The 17,284-nt window shown below is 55.2% G+C and carries 15 protein-coding genes; 10 read left to right on the top strand and 5 right to left on the bottom strand.

The window, feature by feature from the left end:
* Positions 1 to 13 precede the first annotated feature (13 nt).
* Both ACMTNU_RS03395 and ACMTNU_RS03390 read left to right on the top strand, forming a co-directional pair.
* Complete coding sequence (locus ACMTNU_RS03395) at positions 14 to 1,849, top strand: copper resistance system multicopper oxidase (protein WP_413933785.1); 1,836 nt, start codon at positions 14 to 16, stop codon at positions 1,847 to 1,849.
* Positions 1,850 to 1,868: 19 nt separating this feature from the next.
* Positions 1,869 to 2,732 (top strand): copper resistance protein B, encoded by an 864-nt coding sequence (locus ACMTNU_RS03390; RefSeq protein ID WP_413933784.1) that lies wholly within the window; start codon positions 1,869 to 1,871, stop codon positions 2,730 to 2,732.
* Positions 2,733 to 2,765: 33 nt separating this feature from the next.
* Here the strand turns inward: ACMTNU_RS03390 and ACMTNU_RS03385 are convergent, their stop codons facing one another.
* Positions 2,766 to 3,977 carry an MFS transporter gene (locus ACMTNU_RS03385; RefSeq protein WP_413933783.1) on the bottom strand — a complete coding sequence of 404 codons (1,212 nt, stop codon included), beginning with the start codon at positions 3,975 to 3,977 and terminating at the stop codon, positions 2,766 to 2,768.
* A gap of 124 nt (positions 3,978 to 4,101) precedes the next feature.
* Here ACMTNU_RS03385 and ACMTNU_RS03380 point away from each other — a divergent pair, with 124 nt between their 5' ends.
* The 8 genes from ACMTNU_RS03380 to ACMTNU_RS03345 all read left to right on the top strand — a co-directional run bounded on the left by ACMTNU_RS03380 (position 4,102) and on the right by ACMTNU_RS03345 (position 13,389).
* Complete coding sequence (locus ACMTNU_RS03380) at positions 4,102 to 4,545, top strand: hypothetical protein (protein ID WP_413933782.1); 444 nt, start codon at positions 4,102 to 4,104, stop codon at positions 4,543 to 4,545.
* Positions 4,546 to 4,626: 81 nt separating this feature from the next.
* On the top strand, positions 4,627 to 5,844 hold the full coding sequence (locus tag ACMTNU_RS03375) for an efflux RND transporter periplasmic adaptor subunit (protein WP_413933781.1): 1,218 nt from the start codon (positions 4,627 to 4,629) through the stop codon (positions 5,842 to 5,844).
* On the top strand, positions 5,841 to 8,951 hold the full coding sequence (locus ACMTNU_RS03370) for an efflux RND transporter permease subunit (RefSeq protein WP_413933780.1): 3,111 nt from the start codon (positions 5,841 to 5,843) through the stop codon (positions 8,949 to 8,951). The genes ACMTNU_RS03375 and ACMTNU_RS03370 overlap by 4 nt, the downstream gene beginning before the upstream one ends.
* A gap of 158 nt (positions 8,952 to 9,109) precedes the next feature.
* Positions 9,110 to 10,501 carry a Do family serine endopeptidase gene (locus ACMTNU_RS03365; RefSeq protein ID WP_413933779.1) on the top strand — a complete coding sequence of 464 codons (1,392 nt, stop codon included), beginning with the start codon at positions 9,110 to 9,112 and terminating at the stop codon, positions 10,499 to 10,501.
* 240 nt (positions 10,502 to 10,741) lie between these two features.
* A complete protein-coding gene (locus ACMTNU_RS03360; protein ID WP_413933778.1) occupies positions 10,742 to 11,101 on the top strand; it encodes an AbiV family abortive infection protein in 360 nt (119 codons plus the stop codon).
* A complete protein-coding gene (locus ACMTNU_RS03355) occupies positions 11,071 to 11,469 on the top strand; it encodes a hypothetical protein (protein ID WP_413933777.1) in 399 nt (132 codons plus the stop codon). The genes ACMTNU_RS03360 and ACMTNU_RS03355 overlap by 31 nt, the downstream gene beginning before the upstream one ends.
* An 842-nt stretch (positions 11,470 to 12,311) precedes the next feature.
* Entirely contained in the window at positions 12,312 to 12,779 is a 468-nt protein-coding gene (locus tag ACMTNU_RS03350; protein ID WP_413933776.1) for a helix-turn-helix domain-containing protein, read from the top strand.
* On the top strand, positions 12,772 to 13,389 hold the full coding sequence (locus tag ACMTNU_RS03345) for a mobile mystery protein B (protein ID WP_413933775.1): 618 nt from the start codon (positions 12,772 to 12,774) through the stop codon (positions 13,387 to 13,389). Before ACMTNU_RS03350 ends, ACMTNU_RS03345 begins: the two co-directional genes overlap by 8 nt.
* A 111-nt stretch (positions 13,390 to 13,500) precedes the next feature.
* Here ACMTNU_RS03345 and ACMTNU_RS03340 read toward each other — a convergent pair whose 3' ends face one another.
* The 4 genes from ACMTNU_RS03340 to ACMTNU_RS03325 all read right to left on the bottom strand — a co-directional run bounded on the left by ACMTNU_RS03340 (position 13,501) and on the right by ACMTNU_RS03325 (position 17,284).
* A complete protein-coding gene (locus tag ACMTNU_RS03340) occupies positions 13,501 to 14,205 on the bottom strand; it encodes a cupin domain-containing protein (RefSeq protein ID WP_413933774.1) in 705 nt (234 codons plus the stop codon).
* Complete coding sequence (locus ACMTNU_RS03335) at positions 14,202 to 14,789, bottom strand: sigma-70 family RNA polymerase sigma factor (RefSeq protein ID WP_413933773.1); 588 nt, start codon at positions 14,787 to 14,789, stop codon at positions 14,202 to 14,204. The genes ACMTNU_RS03340 and ACMTNU_RS03335 overlap by 4 nt, the downstream gene beginning before the upstream one ends.
* A 180-nt stretch (positions 14,790 to 14,969) precedes the next feature.
* The gene (locus ACMTNU_RS03330; protein WP_413933772.1) at positions 14,970 to 16,097 is read right to left on the bottom strand and encodes a HupE/UreJ family protein; all 1,128 of its coding nucleotides are present in this window, start codon (positions 16,095 to 16,097) and stop codon (positions 14,970 to 14,972) included.
* The gene (locus ACMTNU_RS03325) at positions 16,091 to 17,284 is read right to left on the bottom strand and encodes a tetratricopeptide repeat protein (protein WP_413933771.1); all 1,194 of its coding nucleotides are present in this window, start codon (positions 17,282 to 17,284) and stop codon (positions 16,091 to 16,093) included. The genes ACMTNU_RS03330 and ACMTNU_RS03325 overlap by 7 nt, the downstream gene beginning before the upstream one ends.

Raw genomic sequence — 17,284 nt, 5'->3', positions numbered from 1 at the left:
GTGCAGCTCAACGATGAGGAATGACCAGATTATATCCAGACGTCTCCTGCTTAAGCAGGCAGGAGCGTTAGGGTTGCTCGCCGCAGTGTATCCGCTTCTTCCTTCCTGTGTGAATCATACGTTGCTTCCTGCCGCTCATTCCGATCCAGGCTCCTCGACACTCAGAGGCGAGGTGATTGACCTGGTGATCAGTGAACGATCCTTCACGATGGATGGGCAAACTGGGACTGCTACGACAATCAACGGGACCATCCCTGGCCCGCTTATCCGTTTAAGAGAAGGTCAGGACGTCACGATCCGTGTGACGAATCGGTTGATGGAGGACTCATCGATTCACTGGCACGGGATACTCTTGCCCTCGCACATGGATGGAGTTCCCGGGGTGAGCTTCAGGGGCATTCAGCCTGGAGAGACCTACAGCTATTCTTTCCCCATCAAGCAAAGCGGGACCTACTGGTATCACAGCCACTCCGGTGGTCAGGAATTACAAGGCATGTATGGGCCGATGATTCTCGATCCGATTGAACCGGACCCGTTTCAGTATGACCGGGAGTATGTCGTTATGCTTTCGGAATGGAGCGGCGAGTCGTCTGAAGCCATGATGGACCACCTCAAGAAGTCCTCCGGCTATTACAACTTCCAGAAGCGTGATGCACAGGAGTTTGTCTCAGACGCAAAGCGGTGGGGATTCTGGTCGGCGATGTGGAATTATGTGATGTGGGATGAGATGCGCATGGATCCAACCGACTTTTCCGACGTAACCGGCGCTACCTTCAGCTATCTCATGAACGGCCTGCCTCCGGTAGACAATTGGACCGGCCTCTTTCGGCAGGGCGAACGAGTGCGGCTGCGTTTCATTAATGCTGCAGCGATGACGTTTTATGACGTTCGCATTCCAGGGTTGACCATGACGGTGGTCCAGGCTGATGGGCAAAACGTGCAACCGGTTGCAGTTGAGGAGTTTCGTGTTGGTCCTGCAGAAACCTACGATGTGCTGATTCAACCGACCGAGGACCGCGCGTACACGATTTTTGCCGAAACCATGGATCGGAGCGGGTATGCTCGTGGGACCCTTGCCCCTCGTCCTGGCATGAGTGCGGACATCCCGGAGCGCCGTCCCCGGCCGCTTCGAACCATGGAAGACATGGGGATGGCGAATCATGGCGGCGGCCATACTGGCCATGTCATGGGGGAGGATGTGTCTGGCATGAAACAGTCGCATGGCGATTCAGAGGGTCATGACATGACGCATGGCCAAGGTTTGGGGCACAGGTCGGGCATGGAGACTCATGCTCAAGGTCGTTCTCCGATCCCAGGTGCCACACCGGTGAAGCATGGTCCCGACCACCATGGAACCGGTAACCAAACGGTCGCGGAATATTCCCGAAGTCGGATGCACGAACCAGGCAGAGGATTTGAGCAGAGCCCTAGACGCGTGCTGGTCTACACCGACCTGAAAAGCCTCGTTCCCTACGCAGACCAACGAACGTCGGACCGGGAGATCGAACTGCATCTCACCGGCCATATGCAGCGGTACATGTGGTCATTCGATGGTAAGACATACTCTGATGCGCCGGAACCGATCCGGTTCCGTTACGGTGAACGAGTGAGGCTGACCTTTGTCAACGACACGATGATGGAACATCCACTTCATCTGCACGGAATGTGGATGTATCTCGACAACGGTTCAGGTGCGTATCTTCCTCGGAAACACACGGTCGTCGTCAAGCCGGCTGAACGATTGTCTGTCGTCGTTAGCGCCGATGCGCCAGGGCCTTGGGCCTTTCACTGTCATCTCCTCCTACATATGGAAGCAGGGATGTTCCGCGTTGTTCAGGTGGATCCATAACCAGTCAGAGATGTGACCAGTGGGGATAACGATCCAACGCTGCTGGGGGAGGTTTGTCGGTTGTGCCCTGAGTATAGCCGTGGGCGTAGGGACCGTTGCGGCGGAATCCGGACACGGATCTTCCGGTTTAGAGAGCGTTGTGTTGGCCCCGCCGCACCGGGCGCAAACCGAACCACAGGTGCATGGACTTTTGCGAGCGGACTGGCCCAGTCCAGTCATGGATCGGGAACACCGGCTGTTTACGTTGGTCGACGTTCTCGAGTATCGACCTCGTACAGGCCGAGAGGGAAGCAACAGTGATTACCGATGGGACATCGAAGGCTGGTACGGGGGAGACTACAATCGACTCTGGTTCAAGAGTGAAGGGCAGCGGGATACTGCGTTCAAAGCCGACTACGATGTGGACTTCCAACTGCTCTATGGCCGGTTTGTCTGGAAGCACTACGATATTCAGGTTGGTGGCCGAATGGAAACCCAGTCGTTTCGTGGTGGGAATGTGGCGCGTGGTATGGGGGTGATCGGGCTACAGGGAATTGTCCCCTATAATTATGAGTTCGAATCTGCTCTGTTTATTGATCAGCGTGGTGCTGTTTCAGCTCGATTATCCTATACAAAAGACTTTCTGCTCACGCAACGACTGATCCTTCAAGGGCGATTCGAAACCAATCTGGCTATCCAAAAAGTCGAAGAGTTTACGACCGGTTCGGGGCTGAACAATCTTGAGTTTGGGGCTCGCCTGCGTTACGAAATTCGGCGAGAATTCGCTCCTTATATCGGGGTGTCATTCGACCGCAGTTTCGGTGAAACGGCGACGTTGGTACGCCGGCAGGGGGGAGACCCGAGCCAAGTACGATTCGTAGTCGGCCTGAGGATATGGTTTTGAGAGGAGGGGGGCAGAACTCTTCGTAATTGTTGGTCAGCGAGAGCTAACGGGTTGAACGCACACCGGACGCAGAGCCAAGCCGAATATCGCGAGCCCACAGAAAACTGCACCGGCATAGAAGGTTGCTGGTGCGCCGAGTCGATCCCACAGAAGACCTGCGAGAACACTGGCGACGAGTACGGCCAGTCCGCTTGCCAGGTTGAACAGGCCGTAGGCGGTCCCACGCAAATCAGCCGGCGCCGTGTCGGCGACCATTGTCGCGAGGAGGCCCTGTGTGATGCCCATGTGCAGGCCCCATAGGCACACACCCAAGAGCATCATGCTCCAATGACCGCCAAGGGCTAAGACCACGTCCGCTCCGATCAGGATGATCAGGCCAAGCATAAGCAATTTCGTGTGGCTCATGCGGTCAGAGAGTTTACCAAATGGGTAGGCCGAGCCGGCATAGACCAGATTCATCGCGACCATGATGAGCGGGGTTAGTGCGAGGGGAATGCCTCCAAGTTGCGCACGAAGCACAAGGAAGGCCTCGCTGAATCGGGCAAGGGTGAAGACGGCTCCGATCCCGACCACCCACCAATAGGCCTGACCTAAACGGAAAAGGTTTTCCCAGCGAATCGGGTTAACCCTGCCGTAATTCTGTCGAGTCGCCGGTTCCTGAACACCGAACAACAAAAGTGCGACCGACATGACGCCGGGAATCACTGCCATCCAAAAGACGGCGCGGAAGTCGTCGGCCCAGAGCACCATCAGACTGGTTGCCGCAAGCGGGCCAAGGAAGGCCCCGACCGTATCCAGCGTCTGCCGCAGACCAAAGGCTGCGCCACGAAGCTGGGGTGGGGCGATATCAGCAACAAGTGCATCTCGAGGTGCGCCACGGATGCCCTTGCCGATCCGATCCATGAGACGGGCGGTAAGGACCATGTCAAGGCTGGAGGCCAAGGCAAACAATGGCTTTGTCATGGCTCCCAAGGCATAGCCAAAAACAGCGAGCGCCTTTCTCTTTCCCAGATAGTCGCTGAGCATGCCGGAAAAGACTTTCACCATTAGCGCGAGAGATTCGGCCAAGCCTTCGACCATGCCCACGGCAGTGGCACTTGTCCCGAGGGTTGTGACCATGAACAGAGGGAGCAGGCTATGGATCATCTCTGATGAGACGTCCATCATGAGACTGACGAACCCGAGTGCCCAGATCCCGGTTGGGAGGCGCTGGTTGGTTTGGCCTGACGGTAGAGGAGGAGGCATACGGTTTCTCATGAAGGAGTTGCTGCAGACATTATCTCGAATGTGGCGGACAAGCAAAAGCTCCTCAATTGATGGACAGGGGTAATTGTGCTAGCCTCATACAGTGAAACGATTAGGCTGTACTATGCTTTCATGGTCGCGCCTGATGGTCCTGGTCTGGACGTCCTTGTGGATGCTGGCAGTTCCCTTGTTCCATGTGCATCCAGACGCGGATCATCTGCATGGACGAGCAGGGCATCTCCATGGTGGGACCGTCCATACGGTCATGTCGCCCGATCTCGAATGTGAGGTGGAGAGCCATTCGTCACTCACAGCCGATTCACACGATGTCAGCACCTCTCTGGTCGGACTGGGGCATCGGCATCTTGAGATCGAGTTTTCACTGCTGACTGATTCAGATCGGAAATCTTACAATTTGTTCTTGAGCCAGGCCCATGCGCTCGGGTCTGCTGTGTCTTTGAATCCTGAGCCTCGTGTTTCACAAGAGCCTGAGGCCAGTGCTCTGTTTTTCCCTCCAGGGTTGATTCACGATCTTTCCTCCCGTGGTCCGCCCAGTCTTTCCGCATAGCCTTCTGGTTCGCTTGCCATATCTCCCATAGTTAGAGACACGCCTTGGACGAAGAGCCATGGCGAGAGGAAAGGTGCCAAGATGGCTTCCAGGAAGGCGATCTCGCCGGAATGTATTGTGCGGTTTGCTGTCGCCATCACGATTGCTGCCGTATCCGCCTCGTGCCAGCCGGCACAGGATGAGACGCAGAAGAGACCCTCGCAAGCGATACCGCTTGCGGCTCAAGCCGGTGTGATTGAGCTGCCGGACGGGAGTTTACTGCTCTCACAGATCCGTACTGAGCAAGTGGGCCGCCGCGCCATGCGAATGTCGCTGAAGGCGCAGGGAGGAAAGATTTTGCCCAATGAGAACCGGTTGGCCCATCTCGGTCCACGAGTGCCGGGACGCATTGTTGCTGTCTACGCCAATCTTGGCGATCGCGTACAATCCGGAGCGCGACTGCTGTTACTCGATAGTCCGGCGTTTGGTGAGGCTCAGCTGCAATATCGCAAGCGGCGGACGGCCATGAGGGTGGCGGAAAAGGCCTTTGAACGGGCCAAAGCGCTCTCGGCCGAGGGTGCGATCGGGATCAGCGAATATCAGCGGCGTGAGGCCGAGCATGAAAATGCGAAAGCCGAGCTCTACGAAGCAGAGGAAAAACTTCACTTATTGGGTATGGCGGAACGAGAAATTGAGCGGTTGTCCGCCGAACAATTGCCCCATGCCGAAGTGGCGCAGGTGTTTCTGCGGGCTCCCTTCTCCGGTGAAATCATCGAGCGGAATGCAACGGTCGGTGAAGTGGTCGATTCGAGTAAGACGCTTTTCACCGTGGCGGATCTCTCCACTGTGTGGGTCAGGGCTGATTTTCCCGAGCAGCAGATCGGGATGCTGAAAGCCGGTCTTGCGGTGGAGGTTCGAGTTGCAGCCTATCCGGATACGGTGTTTCAGGGCGCTATTACCTATATCGGCGCCATGATTGATCCGGCCACGAGGACGGTGACGGCACGTTTGCAGATTCCCAACTCAGACCGGCGGCTACGTCCTGAAATGTTCGCCGAGGTGACGGTACGCACGCAGGAGCAATCGGTCTTGGCCATACCGCGCGCTGCACTGCAGCAGGTCGGCAACCGCACTATGGTCTTTGTCACACGAGGCTTACGACAGTTTGAATGGCTCGAAGTCACAATCGGGGAGTCATCGAACGAGTATGTCTCGATCAAGGCCGGACTGAAGGACGGTGATGAGGTCGTGACGGAAGGCAGTTACGCGCTCAAATCCGAAGCGCTTCGCGGGCAGATGTCTATGGGAGGCCCGCTGTGATTGAACAGCTGATCCGCACATCGCTTGAGCAGCGGGTCATCGTGCTGCTGGCGGCGTTTGGCGTGAGTATCGGCGGAGCGGTCGCATTTCGCTCTCTGCCGATCGATGCCTTTCCTGATGTGACACCGGTCCAAGTCCAAGTCATTACCCGTGCTCCGTCTTTAGCGCCTCCGGAAATCGAGCGCCTTGTCACGTTTCCCCTTGAAATTGAGTTGATCAACTTGCCTGGGAAAACGGAACTTCGATCGGTCTCGCGGTTCGGGATCTCAGTCATTACGGTGGTGTTTGAGGATGCCGTCGATAACTATTTTGCCCGGCAGTTGGTTTTGGAACGGCTGGTCCGCGTCCGTTCTCAATTACCGCCAGGAGCCGATCCTACCCTGGGGCCCGTGAGTACCGGCCTCAGCGAAGTCTTCATGTACCTTGTGGAGGGGCCATCCCAGAGTCTTCAGGAATTACGGACGCTCCATGATTGGGTGATTCGTCCAATGCTGCGTGCCGTACCAGGGCTGGCGGATGTCGACACTCTGGGTGGATTATCAAAACAATACGACGTGCTCGTGGACCCCAATCGCTTGACCAGCCTGGGCCTCACCCTGCGGCAGGTTCAGGCAGCAGTGACCGAGAATAACCAAAATGCCGGCGGCAGTTACATCGAGCGGGGCGGCGACAAGTTGGTGATCTATGGCCAGGGTCTAGCTCGTTCGGCTGAAGATTTGGAACGCATTGTCGTAACGGCCCGCCAGGGGACGCCGATCTACCTGCGGGACGTTGCGGAGGTTCGCCTGGGACATGCTGTTCGCTTGGGCGGCGTCACACGGGACGGAACCGGCGAAGTGATGCAAGGCATCGCCGTGATGCTACGAGGGGGAAACAGCCGACAAGTTGTTTCAGCGGTGAAGGAGAAGGTCGGAGTGATCAATCGGCTGTTGCCGGATGGTGTCACGATCACGTCGTTCTATGACCGGATTGAACTGGTGACCCGGGCGCTCGACACGGTCGAGCGGGCCTTATTGGAGGGCGCCGTTGTTGTGGTCCTCGTCCTCTATCTGTTCCTGAGAAATCTGCGCGGTGCGCTGGTCGTCGCCCTGACCTTACCGCTTGCCACGCTGACTACGTTCTTGATCATGCAACGGGTCGGGCTCTCAGCCAATCTGATGTCCTTGGGAGGACTAGCCATTTCCCTCGGGATGATTGTCGATGCCGCGATCGTGCAGGTGGAGAATATTGAGCGACATTTGAGCGAAGACTCCAAGGAGCATGCCTCGTTCGACGCGGTATCGGATCGGCTTCCCCTGGTGCTTCGTGCCGTGCTGGAGGTGCGCCGCCCAAGCCTCTTCGGGGAATTGATTATCGCGCTGACCTTCGTTCCCTTGCTCGCGCTCCAAGGGATTGAAGGCAAGATGTTTATCCCGTTGGCCCTGACGGTGGTGATTGTTCTCCTGAGTTCACTGGCGCTCTCAATGACGGTCATCCCGGTGCTGGCGGTTCTTCTCATGCGGCCTCGATCCATGGAAAGGGAAGGGCACGCCTTAGTCACGGGACGGAGACTGTATCGGCAGCTCTTGGAGACGGCCATTCGTCGGACCCCCGTGGTTGTGACGGCAGCAGCAATGGTGTTGGTCGGGGGCATCGCACTCATTCCTTTAATTGGACGGGAGTTCGTGCCGATCATGGACGAAGGATCGATCGTGGTGAATTTGGTGCGGCTACCGAGCATCGGTCTCACTGAATCACTTAAGATCTCTGGACAGGTCGAGCGGGTGTTGCTGGAGCTTCCGGATGTACGTTCGGTGGTGACTCGCACCGGTGCCAATGAGTTAGGGACGGATCCGATGGGGATGGAGCTGAGCGACATGTACGTCTTGCTCAAGCCTGAATCGGAATGGAAGGCACGCAGCAAACGTGAGATTGAACAACTGATACGTCAGCGACTGGGGCAGGTCCCTGGCATTGTGTTTGGGTTATCTCAGCCCATTGCGATGCGTGTGGATGAGCTGGTGTCTGGTGTTCGCTCTCAAGTCGCAGTCAAGCTTTTCGGAGACGACCTCGATGTCCTACGGGTGAAGGCCGAGGAGATCGCTCGTGTGCTGCGGCAAGTGAAGGGTATCTCCGATCTCCGTGTTGAGCAGGTTTCGGGACTGTATTACTTGAAGCTCGACGTCGATCGATCCAAGGTGGCGCGTCATGGCATCAATGTGGCCAACCTCACGGAGGTGATTGAAGCTGTCGGTGCCGGGATCCGTGCCGGAGATGTCTTTGAAGGGCAACGGCGATTTCCCATCGTGGTGCGGTTTCCCGATGACAGACGGAACGATGTCGAGTCGATCAAGGCGCTTTGGGTGACGGCACAGGACGGTGCTCGGATCCCTCTGCGGGAGTTGGCCGATATCCAAATCGTGGAAGGTCCGGCCCAGATCAGCCGTGAACAGGCCAGCCGCAGAGTGGTCATTGAGGCGAACGTGGTGGGGAGAGATCTGGTCGGGGCCGTGGAGGAGGCTCAGGGGGCTGTGGCCGGTCTAGTGCAATTGCCGCCTGGGTACTATGTGACCTGGGGAGGGCAATTCGAAAATCAGCAGCGGGCGATGGCTCGTCTAGCAATCGTGGTTCCGGTGGTCATTGGCCTGATTTTTCTGCTGTTGTACCTGACCTTCAGGAATGTCAGGCAGGCGGTGCTGATCCTCCTCGCGATCCCTTTTGCGATGGTCGGTGGTTTTGTCGCGCTGTTGATCGGGGGACTCTATCTATCGGTTCCAGCGTCCGTTGGGTTCATTGCACTGTTCGGTGTGGCGGTCCTCAACGGAGTGGTAAAGATCGCCTATATCAATCAGTTGCGACAACAGGGGCTGCCCTTGGATGAGGCGGTGATGACCGGCATGGTCCGTCGGCTTCGTCCGATCTTGATGACGGCAATGGTGGCCGCGTTGGGACTGACGCCGCTGTTGTTGGCAAGCGGGCCTGGTTCGGAAATTCAACGGCCGCTGGCGACCGTCGTGATCGGCGGATTGGTTTCATCGACCCTGTTGACCTTGATTGTCATGCCGGTGTTGTATCGGTGGATCGAGGAACGTGTGGAGAAGAAGGGCTGTAGCATCGCCCGTTCATGAGGCCTGATAGGATTCGTTCATGCGATGGGGTAACTGATAAGGCGTGGTCGCCGTCATATCGAATTGTGCATGCTTGTGGTCATCCTGCGTGATAAGCTGGCGCTCACTATTTAGGCAGGAAAGAAGGCATATTGGTGAAAAGAAACCCACGAAGTAGGATGCAACGGTTTGTCTGCGGACTCCTTGTTGGTCTAGCCTTTCCGGGGGTCGGACTGGCTGTGACGCAACAGACTCCTATCGCCACCGGCCACGACTTGCAGGGCCAGGTCAAGGCGACCGCCAATAAAGTGATTCCCGCAGTTGTCAGTATTGCCTCCACCGTGATGGTGCGTGATCAGTCGTTCAGCGACGAGGCACTACCATTTGGTTTGTTTAAAGAACCGCCAGCCCGCCGGCAGTACGGACAAGGGTCTGGCGTGATTGTGACCTCAGATGGCTATATCGTGACGAACAACCATGTGGTGGCCGATGCCGTCGATGTCGAAGTGATTTTGGCGGATCGTCGCCAATACAAAGGGAAAGTAGTTGCGACGGATCCAAAGACCGATGTGGCAGTGGTGAAGATTCATGCGTCGAATCTCCCGACTGCGGCCTGGGGGGATTCAAGCCAACTAGCCGTCGGTGACTTCGTGCTCGCGATCGGGAATCCCTTGGGATTGAGTCGGACTGTCACGTTCGGCATTGTGAGTGCGGTCGGGCGGGCCGATGTCGGTGTGGCGGATTTCGAAGATTTCATCCAGACGGATGCGCCGATCAATCCGGGCAATTCCGGCGGAGCCCTGGTGAATACGAATGGTGAGCTGGTCGGGATCAACACAGCAATTGCAAGTCCCACCGGCGGCAGTGTTGGGGTTGGGTTTGCCATTCCCAGCAATATGGCCCGGGCTGCCATGCAGAGTCTCATCAAAACGGGCCGCGTGGTGCGAGGCTTTCTGGGTGCCTCGACGCAGGATGTCAGCCCCTCCTTGGGGAAGATCTTTCGCCTCCCGGACGTCAAAGGCGCGATTGTGACGGATGTGCATGCCAAGGGATCTGCGGAACGAGCCGGCTTGAAACGCGGCGATGTCGTGGTGCGCTTCGACGGGCGGGAGATTATGGATAGCGGCCAGTTACGGAACCTGGTGGCGCAAGCGTCGATCGGGAGCAAACATCGGTTGGATCTTATCCGGGAAGGCAAGCAGTATCAGGCGGATCTGGTCATTCAAGAAGCGCCGCGTGAACGGCCGAAGAAAAGCCAGGCGGCGTCCTCAAGCGCCTCGACCGTACACCCCTTGGCGGGGGTAGTGTTCGATGACGTGACGGCACCCCTCGCACGTCAGATGGATTTGCCGGTGAACAATGGCGTAGTGGTTACGGATATCGAAGAAGGCAGTCTCGCCGAAGCCTCCGGTCTGCAACCGGGTGATGTGGTCTTAGAGCTGAACCGACAACATGTGGCTACGTTCTCCGCGCTTCAACGATTCGCTGAACCCTTGAAACCAACCGATCTCGCCCTCCTACTCGTCAACCGCCAGGGCAACGTGATGTATGTTCCAATTCAGGGGGAGTAAAGAAACGGCTGCCTGGCAGGAAGAAAGAGGCCGCGAGAATTGAAGTCCCCATAGAGTCAGAGTCTACAGGGACAGATAGTTCCTCATCGTATCAATCTCAATCACTTGCATAGGGGTCAGAGGTAGGGCAGAAACCGATGAATCCTGATCGCACAGGATAGTTTCGCCGCAGTTTAGCCCCAGCCGAGTTTGGAATGCCATTGATAATACAATAACTCCAAGGAATATAAGGGCAAACCAATGAAACGAAATTCTGCCTCTCATGAAATTAGTCTTAGATCACTCATGGAAGGATCAATATTCGCACTGGAGCAAGGCGGCTTGCTTCTCCACGATAGTGTATTCCTGTATCGGAGTGAAAAATTTTCTAGTGCCTGCGCCTTAGCACTGTTTGCAATTGAGGAAATAGGTCGAAGCCGCTTTCTTCATCAACTCTGGGAGGAAATAGCTGCTAAAAATGAAGGACAGGTAACAGCTCAAGCTATCCGCAGGAAGTGCGACAATCATATTTTCAAGCAATTTAAGGGGCTTACTACTCCTATGCTTTACATTGAGAAGAAAAATAAAAAATGTACGAGTTGTTTGAAGCCACGCTCGTAGAACGCGCGACCTCAGAGTCCTGGAGAGCTAGCGCCGAACTGCATGAAGTAGCCAAGCGATTACAGCGGAAGTTGCCAAAGTTACGACATGAGTGGCGCCAGAAATCTTTATACGTTGAACCCGATGAATCAGGGAGCAAGTGGAACCGGCCTCGCAATCTGCCTAAGAAAGTTGCCTTTGATAGCCTCTTTGGTGCAAACGATGCCTATTCCAATACGGTGCGTAAATTCAATTGTATGCAACCCTTCGAAGAAGAAGCTTCTGCCTTCCATTGTGCTTTAGAGGCATGGAACGAATGTCCAGAACTGCCACCTGCACTTTCAGGTAAAGAGATCGAGAGCCTCTGGGAGGAGGCACTCGGGGACTAACGTTCGAACTACCGTTCACCTAAGACAAAGAGTCCCAAAAGTTATAATTGGCAATAACGGTGAATTGCTACTCAACTGCCTATACATACTCCCCCTAGAAGTGGTTGAAGATCATAGACCTGCCATGAGTCCGAGGAGTGTGAGCGCGATTATCACCAGCGTGGCACGTCACGATTCAGCGAGGTTGAGGCTCAATGAAGGCGGGGTGCACACCTGGACCTCTATGTCACCGAATCGCCGCGCATATGCCGGATCGCCGGAAGGGGTGACGATATAGTTCCGTTCCTTGGGATAGAACGTTCGAAAGACTTGCAAGGCGGATATAACAAACGCCGATGGGTCCCACTTGCATTATGGTCTACCAAATGTAAAGTGCGGTAGCACTGCTGCACACTGAAGAGATATCTAGTCGTGCGTCGTATGACTCACCGATAGAACCAGTGAACCGATGCCGAATTCGGTGGCCATGGCCGAGACCGATTAGGCGTTGGTCCCCAGCTTCTGCCTGGTCAAGGCCTTTTGGTTGGAACTACGACCTCATGGATAAGGCTTCTTCGTGCAGGTTGTTCCGGTTGTAAGCGAGCAGGCAGAGGCCAACTGTGGCATGTACACCAGACTTGTTTCAGCCATCTTTACATCAACTCCACAAGGCTCATTCCTAGAGCTGTCTCTACAAGAGACATCTTGAAAATAAATTGTTTGTAATTTTAAATAATACAAATAGTTACAGATAGACAATACCATAATGTATCTGTTTAAATGACTTATTTAAATATAGTGTAATATATTTAAACATATTATTTAGAGTTGAATTAATATGTTACTACATATAATGTATGTCTATGAAAAAAAGATCATGGACCATTGCAGATGATATCGCCATTGCTGGTCTCCATGCAGAGTCAAAGGATCGGTCTGTCGACCTTTCTTATACAGATTGGATCAAAGCCTTGCGGAATTACCTGCGAATGACACAGGCGGAGCTGGCTGAACGGGCACATCTTCCCCAGTCTCATCTTGCTCAGATTGAAGCCGGGAAAATCGATCTGCAGGTAGGGACATTGAAGAGAATATTCGAAGGCCTCTCTTGTGATCTGGTAATACAGCCTCTCCCTCGCAAGCCGCTATCCGAGGTATTGCGAGGACGTGCGCGCAGCGTTGCATCGAAGAGGCTCAAGCAAACTATGGGGACCATGGCTTTAGAAAACCAAGCCCCAGAAAAAGAGCTATTCAAGAGGCTTCTTGAAAAACGAACCGATGATGTTCTGAATGATCCACGTGAGCGGTTATGGAACAAGAAAGATGGATGACGAAACTCAGCCGGTCGGAGCAACACCTGGGGATGACATCTCAGGCTTGCTCATGGCCAAGTTGGCCACAAGAGCGGCTCGTCACGCAGTCGAAACCGAAAGTATTAGCCGCGCCTACGATAAACATATATTTCGAGCACGAAGAAAAAAGAGAGCTTCTCAGTGGCTCACAGAAGAATTTCTTATGAATATTCATCGTGATATGTTTGGGCTCATTTGGGATTGGGCAGGAAAATACCGAAGAGACAATCTCAATATCGGGATGGCCTGGCACCTCATTCCAGAACAAGTTCGTTTGCTATGCGATGACTTTCTCCATTGGGATTCATCAGGGTCGGCAATGCCAACTCTAGAAGTAGCGGCACGTCTCCAGAATAGACTGACCAAGATCCATCCCTTCAGAAATGGGAATGGAAGGCATGCACGACTGATCACCGATATCTTCTTTCATTCCCGTCGACATCCTTTGCCGGAATGGCCCCAAACCTACCTGATGTCTGAAGGTCACCAAATCCGAGCGCAGTACATCGCTGCCATGCGGAATGCTGATGAAGGAGACTTTTCTCCTTTAGCAAAATTCTTTGAAGATTGTCTGCCTAAACTATCCTGAAAATTGTGTGTATTGTCACAACATGGGAGACGCTCTCTATTGGAGGAGCCATCAGCCTGCCTGATGTAACCAACTGACTTCGACAGGTGGAAATTTCGGATCGAACAGCTGTCAGCGCAGCATCTCGTTTTGTGGCGAGGAGATGATGAGTAGCAGGCAGCCGTCGTCCGATGATGTGTCATGATGTTCGGTGCCGGCCTCGGCACGATGATAGTCTCCGGCGGCCAACTCCTGACCGCCGCAGAAACATCCCCCTTCCAAAACATAAAACTCTTCCGGCTCGGCATGTCGATGGGGAGCATAGACTGAGCCGGGGGCCATCCGTACGAGCGCCGTGGCTCGGCGAGAAACAGGGTCAAAGTGTAAGATTTTAGCTGTCACGCCAGGAGCCATCTCCTGCCATGTGCCTTCTGATGCTCTGACGAATGTGAGGGGCGGAAGCGAACGCCGTGGCAGATGCGTCTCGTTTCGTACTCGGTCAAGCAGGCGGTTTCGCAACGAAGTCGGTGGAGTCACTGGAGGTGTTGCAAAGGACAGGTGATCTGCCATCGACTGAAATGTGAGCTCTTCTCGATCTGCTTCGCGTGCGACATGGGCGAGTACCCGCTCGCGCAAGGCAGCAGGGGGCTCAATCGTTGGCACTCCAAATCCTAACTGCTCGACAACGGCTTGAAAGGCTCTCGCGGCAGCTCCAAGTCCGTTCTTGGACAAGGCTACTCGTTTTTCAAAGACTGTCTGGTCCTCGGCAGGCAGGATACCCAGCGCATAGGCGGCTGCCTGTTCCTCAATCTCTTGTGGGAGGTGGGAATCGGTCATGAGACCAACTCTTCTTTCTGTGGAGCCAAGAGTTCACGTAACTTGATCATCCCGAGTCGCATTCTGGTCTTGACGGTCCCTAAGGGCAGTCCGAGTTTGTCGGCGATCTCACTTTGACTCAAGCCGTAGAAATACCCTAAGGCGATGGCTTCTCGTTGATCCGATGACAACATGCCCATCGCCTGACGAACAGCCTGTTGGCGCTGCTGTCCTTCGATCTCCTGATCGGGCATGGGGCCGTCGCTGGAGAAGAACGAGGCCACTTCCAGGTCATCAAATCTGCCGCGCTCGGCGAAACCAGCGCGGAAACGATCAATCGCTCTCGTGCGGGCCAACATCATCAGCCATCCGCCTGGTGTACCTCTCGTCTCGTCGAAGGTATGGGCTTGCCGCCAGACCTGGGTGTAGACGTCCAACGTCACTTCTTCCGCCGCTTCCCGATTGCCAAGAATCTTAAAGATGAGGCCGTACACCCGTGGGCTTGTGCGGTCATAAAGCGTGGCGAGAGCTGATTGATCACCTTGGGCAGTCTGGGTGATGAGGGACCCCCATTCCGCCTCGTGTGCGTAGCTTGTGTTGAGCATTAGAGCCTCAGTATAGATATTCCCCCATGGTCTGAGGAACACGAGGGAGAATCATACGTAACCGGGATTCTGACGGGCGGACTATAGCATCGGAGGATAACTGTCGACAAGCGACAGTCTGTGCTGCCTAGGAACTGAACTCAAGCAGCTATAAACAGTTCCATTCCGGTAAACACTCTGCTAGAGCGGAAACAGTTGAAGATCGAAGGCCCGTTCGGTGAACCAGACGAGGGCGATGGCGATCACCGCTAGTGAGCCTCCGGTAAGGACCAGTCTCTGGTAGGACCAGGAACGGCGGATCAGATAAGCCAGTGGGAGGAACGCGGCGACGATGGCGAGTTGGCCGATTTCCACGCCGACGTTAAAGCTGACCAAGCTCACTAGCAGCGAGTCTTGCGATAGTCCTAGATCAGTAAGCACTGCGGCAAATCCAAATCCATGAATCAGTCCGAACCCAAACGCTACCATCCAGCGGTGAGTCATCATCGTGGGATAGAGGTTCCCAAGGCCTGCCAGCACCACTGAAGCGGCGATGGTTGATTCCACTAACCGGGAGGGTAACCGGACAACGTCAAGAGCGGCCAGGCTCAATGTCAGCGAATGAGCCACCGTAAAGGCTGTGACGATACTCAAGACGCTCCAGCACACGGCTGAAAATTCGCCGGCCGCCTGCCACCTATTATCTCTCCGGACCATGACTGCCGGTAGTAAGAGAGCAAGCAGGAACAGGACATGGTCAAACCCGAGCCAGATGTGCCAGGTACCTTCGTGAACAAACTGAATGATTTCGTGCCAGTATGAGCGTCCAGCCACAGAGAATTCCCGAGAAGGGGATTCCTGGCTAAAGATTGCGGTACTGGTCTGGCCGCCTTGCGTCAGGCGCAAGAGCCCTTTGTGTTGCGCATCGATATCGAATAAGAGGTGATACTCCACCCTGAGCGGTTCGACTGCCTTGCCACAATCAGCACGGAAGCGAAGGACTGCGTAGGCTCCATCCGTATGGCGATCGATCAAGTGTTCAAAGACCTGAGTCGGACAGGCTTGCTGATCTGCTGTGAGTGTCAGGCGAGACAAGGCATAGGCGGAAATCTCATTGTGCTTCCCTCGAACCTCTCCCCAGGTGAGTTCGCCGTTTCCATCCGCATCCAGCCCAATCGCATCATTGAGGTCGCGGAGGGCGATGTCCCATTGCCCCTCTACACGATCGTTCTGAACCGAGAGGGAAAGGTAGCTGTCGCTGGGCTTGTGGGCCCAGGCAGGAAGACTCAGGAGCAGTGTAGCAATGAGGAGCATGAGGCGCTTCACCATGTGGCCTCCTGAATCTGTTTCGAAAGTTGTTGTAACTGAATATCTTCCACATGGTTGGTTCTTAACCACTCAATGACCGGTTGAGCTGCCGCGGAGTTTCTTGCCTCAAGGGCACTCTGAAGGAGGATCCTGGCATCCGCCGGTTCTCGCTGCACGTTCCAATTGGCCTGGGCTAACGGCAACGCTTGTTGAGCATCGTGCAATATGGTGAGCGTGAACCGCGCTTCCTCTCTGACATGCGTGGCGGCCCCTCGCTCGCGGCTGGCTGAAAATCGGGACGCCAGTTCGGCCTTATGGTTCTGGAACCAGGGTATGTTCAATGCCTGTTCTGCGAGCGCAAGACGCAACAGTAATCCATCGGCTTTGGTTTCATGTTGGAGCATAGCGAGCACATCGCGATAGCGGCTCTGATCAAGGAGGAAATCCGCGTAGGCTCCGAGCAAGTATTGATCCTTGATGCCGACCTTGAAAGCTTCGGCAAAGGCTTGCTCAGCCTCTTCTATGGCACCGGTGCGGGTCGCTGTTTCTGCCAAGATGGTTGCAATCCAAATCCGTTCGTGGCCTGAGAGAGCGGAATCCGACAGGGTTTGTCGCAGCAGTTCTTTGCTCTTGGCCGAGTGCCCGGTCATCCCACCGATATCGCTCAAACATCCAACGAGCACGTGGCGGGCCGCCAATCTGCCAAGGCGCTGACAGGCCCGGCGTGCTTCGTCGTAACGCGCTTGTACCTGGAGGATCGAGGCCTTGGTCAGCCAAGCCTGGGCGTTGGTCGGTTGTAGGGTCAGCAGCTGGTCCAGATCAGCTATGGCCTGGTCAAAGTCATGGGTGTTTTGCCTGATCGTGGCGCGTAGCAGCAGGGCCGCCGGTGGAGGGGATGGTTCGTTCCACCAGAGGGCCAGCGTGGCTTGGGCTTGCCCAAGGAAACGGGGATCGCCTTCTGATCGGCCTTGTTCGATGTAACGAGTAGCCAATTGTACGGCAGAGTCCAGGTTGCGAGGATTGCGTCTGAGGTCGGTGCGCAAATTGTGAAGTTCGCGTGCGACGGGATCAGATGGCTTGAAACTGAGTCGCTCGAGCACCTGCCGGTCATCTGTCGGGCGGTAGGGTTCAGAATAGGCCGGATCGATATGGTTCATCGTCGACCATCCGAGCACAAGAAGCACTAGAAACATCCGAGATCGAATCAT

This window comes from Nitrospira sp. BLG_1 (assembly GCF_047338595.1).
GTDB lineage: Bacteria > Nitrospirota > Nitrospiria > Nitrospirales > Nitrospiraceae > Nitrospira_D.
This window is presented reverse-complemented; position numbering and strand designations above follow the sequence as displayed.

Excerpts from the sequence above, each read along its gene's own strand:
- ACMTNU_RS03395 (WP_413933785.1), top strand. The coding sequence starts at position 14 with ATGAGGAATGACCAGATTATATCCAGACGTCTCCTGCTTAAGCAGGCA.
- ACMTNU_RS03385 (WP_413933783.1), bottom strand. The coding sequence starts at position 3,977 with ATGCCTCCTCCTCTACCGTCAGGCCAAACCAACCAGCGCCTCCCAACC.
- ACMTNU_RS03380 (WP_413933782.1), top strand. The coding sequence starts at position 4,102 with ATGCTTTCATGGTCGCGCCTGATGGTCCTGGTCTGGACGTCCTTGTGG.
- ACMTNU_RS03375 (WP_413933781.1), top strand. The coding sequence starts at position 4,627 with ATGGCTTCCAGGAAGGCGATCTCGCCGGAATGTATTGTGCGGTTTGCT.
- ACMTNU_RS03365 (WP_413933779.1), top strand. The coding sequence starts at position 9,110 with ATGCAACGGTTTGTCTGCGGACTCCTTGTTGGTCTAGCCTTTCCGGGG.
- ACMTNU_RS03360 (WP_413933778.1), top strand. The coding sequence starts at position 10,742 with ATGAAACGAAATTCTGCCTCTCATGAAATTAGTCTTAGATCACTCATG.
- ACMTNU_RS03355 (WP_413933777.1), top strand. The coding sequence starts at position 11,071 with ATGTACGAGTTGTTTGAAGCCACGCTCGTAGAACGCGCGACCTCAGAG.
- ACMTNU_RS03350 (WP_413933776.1), top strand. The coding sequence starts at position 12,312 with ATGAAAAAAAGATCATGGACCATTGCAGATGATATCGCCATTGCTGGT.
- ACMTNU_RS03345 (WP_413933775.1), top strand. The coding sequence starts at position 12,772 with ATGGATGACGAAACTCAGCCGGTCGGAGCAACACCTGGGGATGACATC.
- ACMTNU_RS03340 (WP_413933774.1), bottom strand. The coding sequence starts at position 14,205 with ATGACCGATTCCCACCTCCCACAAGAGATTGAGGAACAGGCAGCCGCC.
- ACMTNU_RS03335 (WP_413933773.1), bottom strand. The coding sequence starts at position 14,789 with ATGCTCAACACAAGCTACGCACACGAGGCGGAATGGGGGTCCCTCATC.
- ACMTNU_RS03330 (WP_413933772.1), bottom strand. The coding sequence starts at position 16,097 with ATGGTGAAGCGCCTCATGCTCCTCATTGCTACACTGCTCCTGAGTCTT.
- ACMTNU_RS03325 (WP_413933771.1), bottom strand. The coding sequence starts at position 17,284 with ATGATTCGATCTCGGATGTTTCTAGTGCTTCTTGTGCTCGGATGGTCG.